The sequence below is a fragment of the Cupriavidus sp. GA3-3 genome (genome assembly GCF_000389805.1).
Lineage (GTDB): Bacteria > Pseudomonadota > Gammaproteobacteria > Burkholderiales > Burkholderiaceae > Cupriavidus > Cupriavidus necator_D.
On sequence record NZ_KB944460.1, the window covers coordinates 25,494 to 41,392 of the forward strand.

A 15,899-nucleotide genomic window follows, 5' to 3' on the forward strand; every position below is an offset into this window, starting at 1 on the left:
AGTACGAGATAACCCCGAAAAGTCGCTGTCAGCCTGCCACGCGGCAAGTTTTTGCGCGATGATCGGCTGAAGCGGTCCCGAGGGCTCCGGAAACGCAGTAGTGCAGGTCCATTGAAACCCAAGACAGCGGGCCTGGCGAGCATCCGCTCCAGGCCCGTGCAAAAGACAATTTGGCGGCAGATCCCGGCAGGAGACAAGCAAACATGGCGTTTATCTACTATCTGACCCACATCCACCTGGATTTCGGCGCGGTAAGCCTGCTCAAGTCCGAATGCGAGCGCATCGGCATCCGCCGCCCGTTGCTGGTGACCGACAAGGGCGTGGTCGCCGCGGGAGTGGCGCAGCGTGCCATCGATGCAATGCAGGGCCTGCAGGTTGCGGTATTCGATGAAACCCCGTCGAACCCGACCGAGGCCATGGTGCGCAAGGCCGCCGCACAATACCGCGAAGCCGGCTGCGACGGGCTGGTGGCAGTGGGCGGCGGCTCGTCGATCGACCTCGCCAAGGGCATCGCCATCCTGGCCACGCATGAGGGCGAGCTGACCACTTATGCCACCATCGAAGGCGGCAGCGCCAGGATCACCGACAAGGCGGCGCCGCTGATCGCGGTGCCCACCACCTCGGGCACCGGCAGCGAGGTGGCGCGCGGCGCCATCATCATCCTGGACGACGGCCGCAAGCTGGGCTTCCATTCCTGGCATTTGCTGCCCAAGTCCGCCGTCTGCGACCCGGAACTGACGCTGGGGCTGCCGGCCGGGCTGACCGCGGCCACCGGCATGGATGCGATCGCGCACTGCATCGAGACCTTCCTGGCCCCCGCCTTCAACCCGCCCGCGGACGGCATTGCGCTGGACGGGCTGGAGCGCGGCTGGGGCCATATCGAACGCGCCACCCGCGACGGCCAGGACCGCGACGCACGCCTGAACATGATGAGCGCGTCGATGCAGGGCGCAATGGCGTTCCAGAAGGGGCTGGGCTGCGTGCATTCGCTGTCGCACCCGCTGGGCGGGCTGAAGATCGACGGCCGCACCGGCCTGCACCACGGCACGCTCAACGCGGTGGTGATGCCGGCGGTGCTGCGCTTCAACGCCGATGCGCCCACGGTGGTGCGCGACGACCGCTACGCACGCCTGCGCCGCGCCATGCACCTGCCCGACGGCGCCGATATCGCGCAGGCCGTGCACGACATGACCGTGCGCCTGGGCCTGCCCACCGGGCTGCGTCAGATGGGTGTCACCGAGGACATGTTCGACAAGGTGATTGCCGGTGCGCTGGTCGACCATTGCCACAAGACCAACCCGAAAGAAGCCAGCGCCGCGGATTATCGGCGTATGCTTGAGCAGTCCATGTAGCACACAGCGGCTTCCCGCCGGTCAGACCGACCAAGCGGCTGTCCGGCGGCCCTCCCTCCACAGCGCAGGAGACAACATGAGCGGCGAGCACTTGCAGGTAGTCCATGGCGATATCACCCGGATGGAAGTCGATGCCATCGTCAACGCGGCCAATAGCGGCCTGTTGGGCGGCGGCGGCGTCGACGGGGCCATCCACGGGGCAGGCGGCTCCGCGATCAAGGAGGCCTGCCGCGCGATCCGCGACACGCAGGGCGGCTGCCCCACCGGCGAGGCGGTGATCACTACCGGCGGCCACCTGCCGGCGCCATACGTGATCCACGCGGTCGGGCCGGTCTGGCAAGGCGGCGACCAGGGCGAGGACGAACTGCTCGCCAACGCCTACCGCAACAGCATCCGGCTGGCGGCGCAGCACCACCTGCGCAGGCTGGCCTTTCCCAATATCAGCACCGGCATCTACGCCTTCCCGCGCGAGCGCGCGGCGGATATCGCCATCGCCGCGGTGCGCGAGGCGCTGGCCGCGGCGCCGGAGATCGAGCAGGTCACCTTCGTCTGCTTCGACGACGAGAACTACCGCCTGTACCGCGAGCGCTTGTCCTGAGACGGATCGCGGGGCATGCCCCGCGAACTCCACCGCCTGCGTCAGAACTTGTGGCGCAGGCCCACGCGCAACACCGCCTGGCTGTCATCGGCCGACGGACGCACGCCGTTGATCGCGGCCACCGCGCGCTTGCCGGTGGAATCGATTCCCGAGGCCTTCTGGTAGATCGCCATCGCGTAGACATCGGTGCGCCTGGACAGGCTGTAGTCCGCCCCCAGCACGAACTGCCGGTAGCTGGCGTCATTGATGCCACTGCCCCTGGCATAGTCCGCGGCCACGCCCATCAGCAATGCCGGCGTCACCTGGTACTTGAAGCTGACTTCCACATTGTTGAAGGTCGCGGTGCCGCGATAGCCGAACGGATTCGGGCCGGACGACAGGTCTCCCAGGTCCTTGAAGCGCGTGTTGGAGTATGTGGTCCCGACCGTGGCCGCGCCGAAGCTGTACGCCGCGCCCGCGGCAAAGACTTCCTGCGAGCGCGCCGACGTGTAGCCCGACTGCACCGGCGAGCCGATATTGGTCAGCGTGTTCAACGGTGCCGAGCCGGTGGTGTTGGCCGTGACACCGGTGCCGTAGAACGAGGTATTGGGGTTCCTGACGTTCAGGTAGCCGATGCCGAGCAGCAACGGCCCGCTGCCATAGCCTGCGCCCAGCGACCAGATCTGGTTGCGCGCCGGGCTGCCCGCCACGCCGCCCAGGCTGTAGACCCCGCCAAAACTCAGGCCGCCGTAGTTCTGGCTGCGGAACTTGATGGCGTTGTTGACCCGGGCGGAGTTGTTCAGGTTGTCGATATCGCCGGGGTGGGCGTTGTAGAAGCCGCCCCATTGCGCGCCGATGTTGAGCGGACCGACAAAATCCACCACCGAGTCGTACTGGCGGCCCATGGTCACCGTGCCGTAGTTGCCGGACAGGCCGACGTACGCCTGGCGCCCGAATATCAGGCCGCCCTGCCCCAGCTTGCCGCTGCTGGCGTCGAATCCGTTTTCCAGCACGAACAGCGCCTTCATGCCACCGCCCAGGTCCTCACTGCCGCGCAGGCCGAAGCGGCTGGCCTGGATCACGCCGCTGACCAGGCCAAACTGGTGATGGCCACCGGCGTTGTTGTTGTAGGTCAGGCCTTCATCGACGACGCCATAGAGGGTCACGCTGCCCTGTGCGCAAGCCATCTGCGCGAATCCGCCGATCAATGCAAAACCTGCAAGCTGCTTTTTCATTCTGTTTCCTCCGTCTATGAATTTGTTGCCGCACCTGTTGATTCGCGTCCCTCGCATATGCGCCGACTGGGTGCGGGCCCTCCCGGAACTGCCTTCGAAAACCACTGCAACGACACCTGCTGAGGGATTCCGCCCGCGTTTCGCTGGCGATGGGCGTGACAAAGCCGCTCACGCCGTGAGCACGGCTTTGCGCCGCTGGCGCAAAGCCGAACATCCACCCCTGGAAAAATCAGAACCAAGAACCGCCGCGCGTTTTGAAAACGACGAGACGCAGGCAGGAATGCGCGTCAGGCCGTCCCGCCCGACAGCCGCTGCGCCTTAGCCATCGAAATGGATCCAGGGCCGGCGCAACCGGTCCGCGCCCTGGAACGCGTCGATGCTTGACGCCAGCTTCAGCGTCAGCGCGATCGGGTCCAGCCCTTCAAGCAGCATCTGCCGCTGCTCGCTGCCCAGCGTGAAGCCGTACCGCGCGCCCGCTGGCGACACCACTTCCAGCTGCCGGAGGTCGACCGTCACCTGCCGCGTGGCCGGCGCTGCGGCGCAGTCGTCGGCGAGTGCCTGCACCGTTGCCATCGGCAGCACCACCGGAAGCAGGCCGTTGCGCACGCAGTTGTTGTGGAAGATGGCACCGAAGCCGGGCGCAACGATGGCGCGGATGCCGAACTCCTTCAGCGCCCACACCGCATGCTCGCGCGAGGAGCCGCAGCCAAAATTGCTTCCGGCCAGCAGGATCGACGCCCCGGTGTACTCCGGCTGGTTCAGCACGAACAAGGGATCGGGGCTGCGGTCCGTCCCCGCCAGGTAGCGCCAGCCGGCGAACAGGCCCTCGGCCAGCCCGTGCCTGGAGACGCGCTTCATTTCCCGCGACGGGATGATGGCGTCGGTGTCGATGTTGATGCGCAGCAGCGGCGCGGCCACGCCGCGATGCATGGTAAACGGCTCCATCTCAGGCTCCTGGCGGCCGGCGCGGGTCGGCGATGCGCCCCAGCACGGCCGATGCCGCCACCGTGGCCGGGCTGGCAAGGTGGGTGCGGGTCTGCGGGCCCTGGCGGCTTTCAAAATTGCGGTTGGTGCTGCTGATCACGCGCTGCCGGTGGCCGAAGCTTTCGCCGCCGGCGTAGAAGCACATCGAGCAACCCGATTCACGCCACTCGAATCCCGCTTCACGGAACACGCGATCCAGCCCTTCGGCCTCGGCGGCGCGCTTGACGGCGCTGGAACCCGGCACGCAGATGGCCGTCACGCCGGGCGCCACCTTGCGCCCGGCCAGCACACCGGCCGCGCTGCGCAGGTCCGACAGCCGGCCGTTGGTGCAGGAGCCGATAAATGCGGCATCGATGGCGATGTCCGCCATCCGCTGCCCGGGACGCAGGTCCATGTAGGACAGTGCGCGCTCCATGGCCTGGCGCGTATCGGCATCGATCGCCATGGCGGGGTCGGGCACGGCGCCGTCGACGGCCACGCCGTGCTGCGGGCTGGTGCCCCAGGTCACCATCGGCGCCAGCCGCCTGCAATCCACCGACAGCTCGCGGTCGAACACGGCGTCGGCGTCGCTGTACAGGCTGCGCCAGTGCGACAGCGCTGGTTCCCACTGCGCACCGGCGGGCGCATACGGCCGGCCGGCGAGGTATTCGAAGACCGTGTCGTCGGGCGCGACAATGCCCGAGAACGCCGAGAACTCCACCGCCAGGTTGCACAGCGTCAGGCGCGCCTCGACCGGCAGGCTGCGCACCGCGCTGCCGCCGAATTCGAGCATATGGCCGCCGGCGCCCGCCGCCGAGTAGCGTGCGATCAGCCACAGCATCAGGTCCTTGGCGCCGACGCCCGCTGGCAGTGCGCCGTCGAACGACACCCGCATGGTGCGCGGCCGCGTCACGCGCAGCGTCTGCGTCGCCAGCGCATGTTCCGCCTCGGACGAGCCGATGCCCCAGGCCAGCGCGCCCAGGCCGCCCTGCGTGCAGGTATGGCTGTCGGGACAGACCACGGTGGTGCCGGGCAAGGCAATGCCCTGTTCCGGCGACACCACATGGACGATGCCCTGGCCGGGATCGCCGATATCGAACAGCCGGATGGCCTCGCGCCTGGCGCTGTCGCGCGTGCTGGTGATAAAGGCCTCGCCGCCCGGCATCAGCGTGCTGTCGTTGCGCCCGGGCCGCGTATCGACGATATGGTCCATGGTGCAGAACGCCAGCGCCGGCGCGCGCACGCGCCGCCCGGCCGCGCGCAGCGAGCTCAGCGCGATGCTGCCAGTGCGCTCGTGCAGGAAGACGCGGTCTATATGCAGCAGGCTGGCGCCGTCCAGTTCGGCAATGGCATGCACCTGCCAAATCTTGTCGAACAGGGTCCGGCCCTGGGACATGGCGCTCATCGCTGCGCTCCGATCGCGCGCTCACTCTCCAGCGTGTCGATGGCGTCGCCGCTCATGCCCGCGGCCAGCAGTGCCGTGCGCGAATGCTCGCCGGCGCGCGGCAAGTCGCGGTAGACGTCGAAGCGCCGCCCGTCCATCGCAATCGGCAGCGCCGGCAGCTGCACCTGCTGGCCCGAGGGCAGCGTCACCGGCACCAGCCCGCCGCCCGCGTTCAGGTGCGGATCGTCGAACAGGTCTTCGGGCCGGGAAATCGGCGCGAACGGCAGGCCACACGCTTCCAGCTTCGCCATCAGTTCCTGCTTGCCGAAGCTGCGGAACATCGGCGCCAGCGCGCCCAGCACGCGCGGCCGCTGCCGCACGCGTCCGTCGTTGCGGTCCAGGGTGGGGTCGCCGATGAAGTCGGCCAGTGCAAACGCCTCGCAGAACTTGCGCCACTGCGTGTCGCTGACGATGCCGACAAAGACCGGGGTGCCTTCCATGGTCTCGAAGGTGTCATAGACCCCCCACGCCGAACTGCGCACCGTCATCGGCAGAGCGGGCGTGCCCGTCACGGCCTGCTGTGCCATGTGCTGGCCGACCAGGAAGGCCGTGGTCTCGAACAGCGAGCTGCACACATGCTGCCCGCGTCCGGTCCGGTGCCGTTCCTGCAGCGCGCCGAGAATGGCGATCACGCCGAACATCGCGCCGGTGACGTCGATCACCGAGGCGCCGGCGCGCATCGGCTTGCCCGGCAGGCCCGTCATATAGGCCAGCCCGCCCATCATCTGGGTGACTTCGTCCAGTGCCACGCGCCGGTCGTAGGGGCCGGCAAGAAAGCCCTTGGCCGAGCAGTAGATCAGGCCGGGGTTGTGCGCCGCCAGCACGCCGTAGCCGAAGCCGTTCTCGTCCATCGCCCCGGCACGGAAGTTCTCGATCACCACGTCGGCGCTGTCCACCAGCCTGCGCACGGCGTCCCTGCCCGCTGCCGACTTCAGGTCCGCGCACAGGCTCTGCTTGTTGCGGTTGTACATGGCGAAGTAGCCCGCGCCCGAGCCCCCCAGCCGGCGCGTGTTGTCGCCGCCGGGCGGCTCGACCTTGGTCACCTCCGCGCCCATGTCGGCGAGGATCATGCCGATCGCCGGCCCCATCACCATGTGGGTGAATTCGACTACCTTCAGGCCAACCAGCGGCCTTTCCATTGTTGTCATCCGTCGCTCCTGCTGATCATTGCCACGCCGCCAGGACGGCAGGCACGAAGCCCTTGGGCAGGCCGGCCTCCGGCGTGTGCCCGTAAAGCGGTTCGTCCGCCAGGTTGGCCCTGACGATGTCGCGCACGCGGAACAGCGCCTCCAGGTCGATGCCGGTGCGCAGCCCCATCGACTCGAGCAGGAACACCAGGTCCTCCGTCACCACATTGCCGCTCGCGCCGGGCGCGAACGGACAGCCGCCGAGCCCGCCCAGCGAGGCATCGACCGTGGTCAGGCCCACGTCGATCGCCGCCAGCACATTGGCCAGCCCCTGCCCGCGCGTGTTGTGCAGGTGGATGCCGCTCAGGTGCTGCTGCCCGATCGCGCGCCATACCGCCAGCGTCAGGCTGCGCACCTGGCGCGGATTGCCGTAGCCGGTGGTGTCGGACAGGCCGACTTCGTCGCAGCCCGCGTCCATCAGCGCTTCGGCCAGCCCGACCACGCGCGCCTCGGCGACCGGGCCTTCCAGCGTGCAGCCGAATGCGGTCGACAGCCCCGCCTCGAAGCGCGGCCGCGCATGGGCCGGCAAGGCGCGGATGCGTTCAGCAATGCGCCGGACCTCGCGCAGCATCTGCTCATGGGTGCGGTTGACGTTGCGCAGGCTGTGCGTCTCGCTGACCGACACCGGGATGGTGAGCTTGTGCACGCCGGCGCCGATGGCGCGCTCGGCGCCCACGTAGTTGGGCACCAGTGCCGCCACCGTGAGCCCGCCGATGCCGAGCGCGTGCGCCACCACCTCGGCCGTGTCCGCCATCTGCGGTAGCACCGTGGCCGGAACGAACGAGCCGACCTCGATCTCGCGCACGCCGGCGGCGGCTTCCGCGCTGATCCAGGCCTTCTTGGCCGCGGTCGCCATCACGCGCCGGGTCATCTGCAGGCCGTCGCGCGGGCCGACTTCGCTGACCAGTACGTCGATGTTCTGCATGTTTGCTGTCATGGGTTTTCCTGTGGTTGGGAATCCTGTGCCGCGAACGCCGCGAGAATCTCGCCCGCGCCCGCGCTCCAGACTTCAGGTCTTGCCATCACGTATTCGAGCGCGGCTTCCAGGTAGCGGATCCGGTGCGGCTGCCCCAGCACCCACGGGTGCACGGACAGCGCGAGGATGCGCCCGCCCTGTTCGCGCGCTTCGTCGAGCAGCAGGTCGCAGGCGTCTTTCACCTGCCGCGCCCACGATGCTTCCGGGTGCAGGTTCTCCATCAGCACGAAGCGGTCCTCCAGCTCGGTCGACAGCGGCATCGCCCACAACTTGCCGTGGCGCGTGCGGAACGGGTAAGGCATGTCGTCGTTGACCCAGTCGCACAGGTACTCGATGCCGTTGGCGCGCAGCAGCTCCGGCGTATTGGCGCTCTGCAGCTTGCCGGGGCTGAGCCAGCCGCGGACGTCTTGCCCGCTGAGCGTACGAAGCCGGTCCAGCGAACGCCGGACGACTTCCGCCTCGACGGCTTCATCCAGGCCGCCGGCGTGTGCGGTGTCCATGCTCCATGAATGGCCGATGATCTCGTCGCCGCGCTCGCTCACCGTGGCGAGCAGCGACGGATACAGCTCGGCCAGCCGCGCATTGATGGCAAAGGTCGGGCGCACGCCGTAGCGGTCGAAGCCGCGCAGCATCCGGTGGATGCCGATGCGGTTGCCGTAGTCGCGCAGCGTGTAGTGGCGCAGGTCCGGATACGGCATGGTCATGTTGCCCGGCACCGCCACCGGTTTGCCGGTCGGGTTCAGCGGGAAGAACTGCAGGCTGACGTTGACCCACAGGGCCAGCGTCTTGCCGCCTGGCCAGCGCACCGGCGCGCGGCTTGCCAGCATCGACCAGTCATAGCGGTCGTGGTCCATGCCGGCGCGGCGGTGCGGGTATTGCGGGGCTTGATGGTCGCGTGGCATCAGCACGCCCTCCGCACCGGGTTGGCTGCGGCAATCGCAGCCGCGGCCGTGTCGTAGCAATGTTCGAGGTAGTAATCGGCGATCTCGCGGCCGGTGGTGACCCAGACATCCGCGTGGCCAGTGATGTATTCCAGCGCTTCCTCGAAGGCGCGCAGCCGGTGCGGGCAGCTGACCTGGTAGTTATGGGTCGGGATGCACATCACGGTGCCGGACTCGGCCCCTTCCGCATAGAGCCGGTCGAAGCAATCCTTCAGCATCTGCCCGTAGCGGCGCGGCTCGACCTTGTTCACCACGTAGGCGATGGTGTCGTTCATCTCCAGCGAGTACGGCAGCGAGATAAAGCGCTGGCCGCCGCGCACGCGCACCGGCGTGGGCTGGTCGTCATGGAACAGGTCGCAGGTATAGCGGCCGCCCAGTTCGGCGAACAAGTCCAGAGTCGATTCGCTGTGCGACAGCGCTGGCGCCAGGTAGCCGGCCGGCTTGCTGCCGGTGCAGTCCTCGATGATCTGCATCGACTCGCGGATCATCTCGCGCTCCTGTTCCTCGGACATGCCGTAGGTGTAGCGCGTGTTGTAGATGCCGTGCGAGAAGAACTCCCACTCGCGCTCCATGCACATCGCCACGATCTCGGGGTGATGCACGCACAGCGCCGCCGACAGCGACACCGAGCCGCGGATGCCGTACTTGTCCAGCAGCCGCATCTGGCGCTGATGGCCGACGCGGTTGCCGTAGTCGCGGATCGAGTAGCCCGGCACCGCGGGGTACGGATGGGGCCATGCGCGCCGGTGCGGATTGCCTGGCGGGTCGAGTTCATAGAACTCGATGTTGGGCGCGACCCAGAAGGCCAGCCGTGCCCCGCCCGGCCAGCTGATCCTGGGGCGGTCCTGGTAGGGCCAGTAGTCGTAGTAGCCGGGGCTTTCACGCATGTCAGTCCCCCTTCGCGGTGTGCAGCATGGCATGCTGGTCTTCGAGCCAGTTCTGCACCTCGAGCACGTCGAGCACGTCGGCGTATTTCAGCATCAGGTCGGTCAGGTTGGCGAAGTGGTAGCTCTCATGCTTGTCGGCCACGCACTGCTCCGGCACGATGGTGCGATAGCCGCGTGACAGCGAATCCACCGCCGTGGCGCGCACGCAGCCCGAGGTGGAGCCGCCGGTGATGACCACGGTATCCACCTGGTGCCACACCAGCAACGACTGCAGCTGGGTCTCGAAGAACGCCGACGGCATCTTCTTGCAATAGACCACGTCGCGCACCGGATCGACGTCGACGCGGCTGTCGAACTGCGCGCGCTCCGACCCATGCTTGATGTTCTGCAGCGAATCCGGCGTATCGGTGCGGGTGCCCCAGATGCCCGCATCCTCGCCGGACGCCATGTACGCCACCCGCGTCCACACCACCGGCCAGCCCAGCGCCCGGAAGCGCCGCGCCAGCCCGTTGATATGCGCCAGCTGCGCGGGATCGGTCTCGTACGCGGTCTTGAAGCGGTCGGTGCAGGTGTAGGCGTTCTGCAGGTCGATATTGACCAGCACCGCCTTGCGCCCGAAGCCGAAGCGCGCCCGGCTGGGGTTGGCCCTGACCTCCTGCCAGATCTGGCGCGCGGTCTTGTCTGACAATTCCATCGGTTTGACTCCGTTCTTTGCTTCTCTGATGGCTGGATGGATACGCTCACACGCCCAGGTAAGCGGCCCGCAGTTCAGGGGCTGCCAGCAGCGTCCCGGGCGTACCGGAGAACCTGACTTCGCCGTTTTCCAGCACGTAGGCCCGCGAGGCGATTTCCAGCGACAGCGCCACGTTCTGCTCGACCAGCAGGATCGACAGTCCTTCCTTGTGCAGGCGGCGGACCAGGCCGAACATCTCCTCGACCATCAGCGGCGACAGCCCGAGCGAGGGCTCGTCCAGGATCAGCAGGCGCGGATCGCCCATCAGGCCGCGGCCGATGGCCAGCATCTGCTGCTCGCCGCCGGACATGGTGCCGGCGCGCTGGCCCAGCCGTTCGCGCAGGCGCGGGAAGGTATCGAGCACCGATTCCAGGTTGGCCTTGCGCTGGCGCGTGGCGCGGCGGCAGGCGCCCAGCTCCAGGTTCTCCAGCACGGTCAGGTTGGGGAAGATGCGGCGCCCTTCGGGCACCTGGATCAGTCCGGCGCCGACGATGTCCTGCGGCCGGGCCCGGCTGACGTCCCGCCCGTCGAAGCGGACCGTGCCGGAGGTGCCGGACACCAGGCGGCAGGCCGTGTTGATCAGCGTCGATTTGCCGGCGCCGTTGGCGCCCAGCAGGGCCACGATCTCGCCGCGATTCACCTCCACGCTGACGCCGTGCAGCACCTGCACCTCGCCGTAGCCGCTGTGCAGCCCTTGCACCGACAACAGGGTCTCAGGCATGGGCGGCCGCCTCCTGCTGCGCGCCGATGCGCTGCGCCATGCCGTGGCCCAGGTAGGCCTCGATCACCTGCGGGTCGCGCGTCACCTGCGCGGGCGAACCCTGCGCGATCAGCCGGCCGCCGGCCAGCACGAATACGTCCTGCGCCAGGTTCATCACCGCCTGCATCACGTGCTCGATCATCACGACGGTCACGCCGTCGTCGCAGATGCCGCGCACCACCGGGATCATCGCGGCGATTTCGCCGGGGTTGAGCCCGGCCAGCACCTCGTCCAGCAGCAGCACGCGCGGCCGCGTGGCCAGTGCGCGCGCCAGCTCCAGGCGCTTGCGCCCGGCCACGGTCAGGCTCGAAGCGCTCTTGTGCAGCTGGTCTTCCAGCCCGACCCGGCGGGCCACTTCATCGGCCTGTGCCAGCGCCACATTGCGGCCGCGCACATGCAGGTGGGCGCCGACCGCGATGTTCTCGCGCACGGTCTGCCCGGCAAACGGCTGCACGATCTGGAAGGTGCGCGCCAGCCCGAGCCGGCAGATGACATGAGGCGCGAGCCCGTTGAGGGTGCGGCCTTCCAGCTCCACCGTGCCCTGCGTGGGCGCGAGGAAGCCGGACAGCATTCCGAACAGGGTCGACTTGCCGGCGCCGTTGGGGCCGATCAGGCCGGTGATGCGGCCGCGCGCAATGGACAGGTTCACGTCCTGCACCGCCGCCAGGCCGCCGAAGCGGATCGACAGTCCGTGGGTCGAAAGTATGGTCTGCATCGTCATTTCCCTTGCCTTATGCCCTCGCCTTGCGCACCGATCCGGCCGCCCCGGCCAGGCCCTGCGGCAGGAACATCACCATCAGCACCAGCAGCGCGCCGTAGATCACCAGGCTCACGCCCGGCACATCGCCCAGCGCATTGCGCGTCAGCTCGTTGAGCAGCTGCAGCGCCAGCGCGCCGAGCAGCGGGCCGAACACCGTGGCGGTGCCGCCGATCACCGCCCCAACCAGCGCGGCCACCGAAAAGGCCGGACCGTAGGCGATATGCGGATCGAGGTATTGCAGGTACTGCGTATAAAAAACGCCGGCCGCCGCCATCAGCGCCGCGGACATGGCAATGGCTACCAACTTGACGCGCAGCACGTCGATGCCGAGCGCCTTCGCCGCGTCCTCACTGTCCCGCACCGCCATCAGACAGGCACCGAAGCGCGACCTGCGCAGCCACCACGAGAGGAGAAGGCCCGCGGCGACGAACGTCAGGATGAACCAGAGGTAGCCAGCCTTGCCGGCAAACTGGAGATGCAAGGCACCGGGCTGCAACGGCAACTGCATGCCTGCGCCGGCACCGGTAAAGCCCACCGCATTGGCCACGATGCGCAGCACCTCGGCCACCGCCAGCGTCGCCAGCGAGAAGTACGAACCCTTGAGCCCGTAGCGGAACGACAGCACGCCCACGCCGACGCCGGCGAGCGCGCCGACGCCGGTCGCCAGCACCAGCGCCAGCCACGCATTCATGCCGAACGCGACCTGCAAGATCGCCATGGCATAGGCGCCGGTGCCGAAGAACGCCGCGTGGCCGAACGAGAACTGCCCGCCAAAGCCGCCGAGGATGTTCCACGACTGCGCCATCAGCGTCATCAGCAGCACCATCACCAGCAGGTTCAGCGCGAAGCCGGAGGACAGCCACAGCGGCGCCGCGGCAAAGCCGGCCAGAACGATGGCGATCCAGCCGAGCGTGGGAAGAGAAGAAATTCGATTCATGTCAGGCTCCTCGAGTCACGCCTTCGCGCCGAACAGGCCCTGCGGACGGAACAGCAGCACCAGGATGAAGATCAGGAAAATGCCGACCTGGCCCAGGCTGTCGCCCAGCCACAGGCCGCCCAGTGACTCGACCACGCCGATCAGCAGGCCGCCCCACAGCGCCCCGGCGAAGCTGCCCATGCCACCCAGCACGACCACGGTGAAGGCGATCAGCACGAAGCCGTCGCCGACGCGCGGATTGACGTAGTAGGCCGGCAGCAGGAAGCAGGCGGCCGCACCCAGGCAGGCCAGGCCGATGCCGAAACTGAGCGCATAGACGCGCTCGACATCGATGCCGACCACGCGCGCGCCCTGCTTTTCCCTGGCCACCGCGCGGATGGCGCGGCCCAGCGTGGTGCGCCGGATCATCAGCATCAGCAGGCCGCAGGCCAACAGTGCGCCGGCGAAGGCGATCACCTTGGGCAGCGCGATCGATGCACCCAGCAGCTCGACGGTGGACAGCGCATAGGGCGTGTCGATGGTGTAGGTGTCGGAGCGGAACAGGTACAGCGCCAGGTTCTCCAGCACGATCGAGATGCCCAGCGTGACCAGCAGCACGTTCTGCTCGTTGCCGCGACTTGCCCGCGCGATCAGGTGGCGCTGCAGCAGGTAGCCCGCGGCGAACATGGCCGGCACCATCACCAGCAGCGCCGCGTAGGGATCGACATGGAGCCGGGTAAAGAGGAAATAGACGCCATACAGCGCCGCCATCAGCGCGGCGCCGTGGGCGAAGTTGACGATATGGAGCACGCCGTAGATCAGCGTCAGGCCCAGCGCGACCAGGGCATAGATCGCCCCGGTGGTCAGGCCGTTGAGCCAGGAGGCCCAGAGTATCGGGATATCGAACATGTAATGCGTTCCTCGCGGCAACAGGAGTCCAGCGGTCGGGAGGCGGGCTTCCCGACCGTAGCGACTAGGGATAAACGGCGTACCGGCGCGACCGGCGTGAAGCGCTTAGCTGGCCGGCAGCGGGAACACCGCGTCGACCTGCCGGTAGGCGTTGGGGAAGACCACCTTGATGTCGCCATCCACCACCTGCGTCAGCAGCGGCTGCGCGCCGGTGTTCTGGCCGTTGACGAAGCGCGTCGGCCCGTACGGCATGAAGTGGCTGCTGAAGCTGCTGCTGGCGAGCGCTTCGATCACGCGCTCGCGCTGCGCCGAGCCGGCGCGCTCAATGCTGTCGGCCAGCAGCATGGTGGACGCATAGGTGCAGAAAACCTCGTAGGTAAAGAACAGGCCGCTGGCCTCAACGCGCTTGCGCAGCGCAATGGCGCGAGGATCCCTGGGGTTGTACCAGTGGTTGCAGTCCAGCACATGCTGCGCCGCCGCCGGGAACTCCTTGATGAACTTGAAGCTCGACGCCGCGCCGCCCAGCACCGAGTAGACCGCCTTGGGCCGGAACTTCTGCTGCTGCATGGTGCGCATCAGCAGGGCGTACTCGTTGTAGTAGTTGGCCGCGATCACGATGTCCGGATTGGCCGCCTTCATGCGTAGCACGATATTGCTGAAGTCGCGCGTCGGGTTGGCGTGCTTGACCACCTCCTTCACCTCGAAACCGAACTCCGGCAGGCGCTGGCTCAGCAGCTTGGCCGTGCCACTGCCGAACAGCGATTCCTCGTGGATGATCATCGCCGTGCGCGCGCGGTTGCCGCTGAGCTGGTTGAGCGTGCGCAGGTTGCTCATCGCGGTTTCGGTGGCGACCTTGTAGCCGGGGCCGAAGCGGAACGTGTTGGTCAGGCCGCGCTCGACGATGGCATCGGCCACGCCCACGTCGACCACATGCGCCAGGCCATGCCGCGCCGCCGCCTGCGTGGTGGCCAGGCAGATCGCGCTGGCATAGGCGCCGACCACGGCGCTGACGCCGGCCTCGTTCATCTTCTCGACTTCGGCCGCGCCGATCTCCGGCTGCGACTGGGCATCGCCCAGCACCGCTTCCAGCCTGGCGCCGCCCAGCGACTTGATACCGCCGGCGGCGTTGATGTCGGCGATCGCCAGCAGCGCGCCGGCACGGCATTGCGTGCCGGAAAACGCCAGCGCTCCGGTGACCGGATGCAGCACGCCGATGCGCACCGGCCTGGGCTGGGCCCGTCCGATCTGCGGCGCCAGCGCACCGGCGCCAAGCAGCGCGGCCTGGCCCAGGAACCGGCGTCTTGCCGGATAAGTCTTGGTCATTTCTGTCTCCTCCCGATTTCTTGGATCACCGCGTCGCGGTGGATAGGTCGCGCGCAAGCCAGATACGCGCCTTGTCTTCGCCAGCGCGCGTCAGCGCCATGCGGTAGTCGTAGCATTGCGGGCGATACAGGCCGCTGAGCCACTGGACCGGGTTGCCGTCGACATCGCGCACCACGCGCACCACCGACAGCAGCGCCGCACCCACCGGCTCGTCCAGCAGCGCCGCGGCCTGCGCGTCGGCAAGGCAGCAGGACAGCGTCTGGTCGGCGTGGCCGATGCGAACCCCGCCGCCTTCCAGCAGCGCCAGCATGGGCTGCTGCTGCAGCGCGCCCGGTGTCAGCAACAGCGCCACGTGCGGCGGCGACCATGTCGTGATCAGCGAGACCGGTTCGTCCCGGTGCAGGCGCACGCGCATCACGTGCAGGGCTTCGTCCCGCTCCGCCAGCCGCAGCGCCTCCCGGACGTGCGTGGGGCAGCTCCGCATGCCGAAATCGACCACCCGCACCGAGGTGCCGGCGACGACTTCGAGCAGGCTGTCGAGCAGGCCGCACATCTGCGCTGGTGGCCTGTTCAGCCGAACCTGCTCGATATTGACGAATGTCCCCTGCCCGGGCCGCCGGTAGATCAGGCCTTCCTGGAGCAGCTCGGCTAACGCCCGCCGCACCGTCACCCGCGCCACGCGATACTGCTCCATCAAGCGGAACTCGGCCGGCAGCCCGCTCTCGTCGTATAACCCGTTCAGGATTTTCTGCCGCAGCACCAGGTAAATGCGGTGATACCGCGGCATCGGCGAATTTTGGTTTCCCATAAATGGCGGCTGCTATCTTTCGACCCGTTGAAATTTATCGGTTCACCGACATCGGATACTTCCCGTTCAGGCCAATTAGTCAAGGGAATATCGACTCTGAAGCATGGACCGAAAGATATATCAGTATT

General features: G+C 67.8%; 16 protein-coding genes. 2 read left to right on the forward strand and 14 right to left on the reverse strand.

What is annotated here, in order from left to right; genetic code table 11:
- The first annotated feature begins 203 nt into the window (after positions 1 to 203).
- Positions 204 to 1,352: an iron-containing alcohol dehydrogenase gene (locus tag C265_RS00150; protein ID WP_010810019.1), complete on the forward strand. Its 1,149-nt coding sequence runs from the start codon at positions 204 to 206 to the stop codon at positions 1,350 to 1,352.
- Positions 1,353 to 1,428: 76 nt separating this feature from the next.
- Positions 1,429 to 1,950 (forward strand): O-acetyl-ADP-ribose deacetylase, encoded by a 522-nt coding sequence (locus C265_RS00155; protein WP_010810020.1) that lies wholly within the window; start codon positions 1,429 to 1,431, stop codon positions 1,948 to 1,950.
- A gap of 41 nt (positions 1,951 to 1,991) precedes the next feature.
- Here the strand turns inward: C265_RS00155 and C265_RS00160 are convergent, their stop codons facing one another.
- From C265_RS00160 to C265_RS00225, 14 genes are all read right to left on the reverse strand, one after another.
- Positions 1,992 to 3,164, reverse strand: a complete 1,173-nt coding sequence (locus C265_RS00160) for a porin (RefSeq protein ID WP_010810021.1) — start codon at positions 3,162 to 3,164, stop codon at positions 1,992 to 1,994.
- Positions 3,165 to 3,482: 318 nt separating this feature from the next.
- A complete protein-coding gene (leuD, locus tag C265_RS00165; protein WP_010810022.1) occupies positions 3,483 to 4,109 on the reverse strand; it encodes a 3-isopropylmalate dehydratase small subunit in 627 nt (208 codons plus the stop codon).
- A 1-nt stretch (position 4,110) separates the two neighbouring features.
- Positions 4,111 to 5,532: a 3-isopropylmalate dehydratase large subunit gene (locus C265_RS00170; protein WP_010810023.1), complete on the reverse strand. Its 1,422-nt coding sequence runs from the start codon at positions 5,530 to 5,532 to the stop codon at positions 4,111 to 4,113.
- Positions 5,529 to 6,719: a CaiB/BaiF CoA-transferase family protein gene (locus tag C265_RS00175; RefSeq protein ID WP_037023301.1), complete on the reverse strand. Its 1,191-nt coding sequence runs from the start codon at positions 6,717 to 6,719 to the stop codon at positions 5,529 to 5,531. The genes C265_RS00170 and C265_RS00175 overlap by 4 nt, the downstream gene beginning before the upstream one ends.
- A 16-nt stretch (positions 6,720 to 6,735) precedes the next feature.
- Entirely contained in the window at positions 6,736 to 7,695 is a 960-nt protein-coding gene (locus tag C265_RS00180; RefSeq protein ID WP_011615144.1) for a hydroxymethylglutaryl-CoA lyase, read from the reverse strand.
- Positions 7,692 to 8,636 (reverse strand): polysaccharide deacetylase family protein, encoded by a 945-nt coding sequence (locus tag C265_RS00185; RefSeq protein WP_010810026.1) that lies wholly within the window; start codon positions 8,634 to 8,636, stop codon positions 7,692 to 7,694. The genes C265_RS00180 and C265_RS00185 overlap by 4 nt, the downstream gene beginning before the upstream one ends.
- Positions 8,636 to 9,562, reverse strand: coding sequence for a polysaccharide deacetylase family protein (locus C265_RS00190; protein ID WP_010810027.1), 927 nt, complete (start codon positions 9,560 to 9,562; stop codon positions 8,636 to 8,638). Before C265_RS00190 ends, C265_RS00185 begins: the two co-directional genes overlap by 1 nt.
- A 1-nt stretch (position 9,563) precedes the next feature.
- Complete coding sequence (locus tag C265_RS00195; RefSeq protein ID WP_010810028.1) at positions 9,564 to 10,256, reverse strand: isochorismatase family protein; 693 nt, start codon at positions 10,254 to 10,256, stop codon at positions 9,564 to 9,566.
- Positions 10,257 to 10,302: 46 nt separating this feature from the next.
- Positions 10,303 to 11,016, reverse strand: coding sequence for an ABC transporter ATP-binding protein (locus C265_RS00200; RefSeq protein WP_010810029.1), 714 nt, complete (start codon positions 11,014 to 11,016; stop codon positions 10,303 to 10,305).
- On the reverse strand, positions 11,009 to 11,776 hold the full coding sequence (locus C265_RS00205; protein ID WP_010810030.1) for an ABC transporter ATP-binding protein: 768 nt from the start codon (positions 11,774 to 11,776) through the stop codon (positions 11,009 to 11,011). Before C265_RS00205 ends, C265_RS00200 begins: the two co-directional genes overlap by 8 nt.
- A 10-nt stretch (positions 11,777 to 11,786) precedes the next feature.
- A complete protein-coding gene (locus tag C265_RS00210; RefSeq protein WP_010810031.1) occupies positions 11,787 to 12,752 on the reverse strand; it encodes a branched-chain amino acid ABC transporter permease in 966 nt (321 codons plus the stop codon).
- A gap of 15 nt (positions 12,753 to 12,767) precedes the next feature.
- Positions 12,768 to 13,640 carry a branched-chain amino acid ABC transporter permease gene (locus C265_RS00215; RefSeq protein WP_010810032.1) on the reverse strand — a complete coding sequence of 291 codons (873 nt, stop codon included), beginning with the start codon at positions 13,638 to 13,640 and terminating at the stop codon, positions 12,768 to 12,770.
- A 105-nt stretch (positions 13,641 to 13,745) separates the two neighbouring features.
- A complete protein-coding gene (locus C265_RS00220) occupies positions 13,746 to 14,963 on the reverse strand; it encodes an ABC transporter substrate-binding protein (RefSeq protein WP_010810033.1) in 1,218 nt (405 codons plus the stop codon).
- Between the two features lie 25 nt (positions 14,964 to 14,988).
- Positions 14,989 to 15,771, reverse strand: a complete 783-nt coding sequence (locus C265_RS00225) for a GntR family transcriptional regulator (RefSeq protein WP_010810034.1) — start codon at positions 15,769 to 15,771, stop codon at positions 14,989 to 14,991.
- Between the last annotated feature and the right edge of the window lie 128 nt (positions 15,772 to 15,899).

Coding starts and splice junctions, on each gene's coding strand:
- C265_RS00150 (WP_010810019.1), top strand. CDS start 204: ATGGCGTTTATCTACTATCTGACCCACATCCACCTGGATTTCGGCGCG.
- C265_RS00155 (WP_010810020.1), top strand. CDS start 1,429: ATGAGCGGCGAGCACTTGCAGGTAGTCCATGGCGATATCACCCGGATG.
- C265_RS00160 (WP_010810021.1), bottom strand. CDS start 3,164: ATGAAAAAGCAGCTTGCAGGTTTTGCATTGATCGGCGGATTCGCGCAG.
- leuD (WP_010810022.1), bottom strand. CDS start 4,109: ATGGAGCCGTTTACCATGCATCGCGGCGTGGCCGCGCCGCTGCTGCGC.
- C265_RS00170 (WP_010810023.1), bottom strand. CDS start 5,532: ATGAGCGCCATGTCCCAGGGCCGGACCCTGTTCGACAAGATTTGGCAG.
- C265_RS00175 (WP_037023301.1), bottom strand. CDS start 6,719: ATGACAACAATGGAAAGGCCGCTGGTTGGCCTGAAGGTAGTCGAATTC.
- C265_RS00180 (WP_011615144.1), bottom strand. CDS start 7,695: ATGACAGCAAACATGCAGAACATCGACGTACTGGTCAGCGAAGTCGGC.
- C265_RS00185 (WP_010810026.1), bottom strand. CDS start 8,636: ATGCCACGCGACCATCAAGCCCCGCAATACCCGCACCGCCGCGCCGGC.
- C265_RS00190 (WP_010810027.1), bottom strand. CDS start 9,562: ATGCGTGAAAGCCCCGGCTACTACGACTACTGGCCCTACCAGGACCGC.
- C265_RS00195 (WP_010810028.1), bottom strand. CDS start 10,256: ATGGAATTGTCAGACAAGACCGCGCGCCAGATCTGGCAGGAGGTCAGG.
- C265_RS00200 (WP_010810029.1), bottom strand. CDS start 11,016: ATGCCTGAGACCCTGTTGTCGGTGCAAGGGCTGCACAGCGGCTACGGC.
- C265_RS00205 (WP_010810030.1), bottom strand. CDS start 11,776: ATGACGATGCAGACCATACTTTCGACCCACGGACTGTCGATCCGCTTC.
- C265_RS00210 (WP_010810031.1), bottom strand. CDS start 12,752: ATGAATCGAATTTCTTCTCTTCCCACGCTCGGCTGGATCGCCATCGTT.
- C265_RS00215 (WP_010810032.1), bottom strand. CDS start 13,640: ATGTTCGATATCCCGATACTCTGGGCCTCCTGGCTCAACGGCCTGACC.
- C265_RS00220 (WP_010810033.1), bottom strand. CDS start 14,963: ATGACCAAGACTTATCCGGCAAGACGCCGGTTCCTGGGCCAGGCCGCG.
- C265_RS00225 (WP_010810034.1), bottom strand. CDS start 15,771: ATGGGAAACCAAAATTCGCCGATGCCGCGGTATCACCGCATTTACCTG.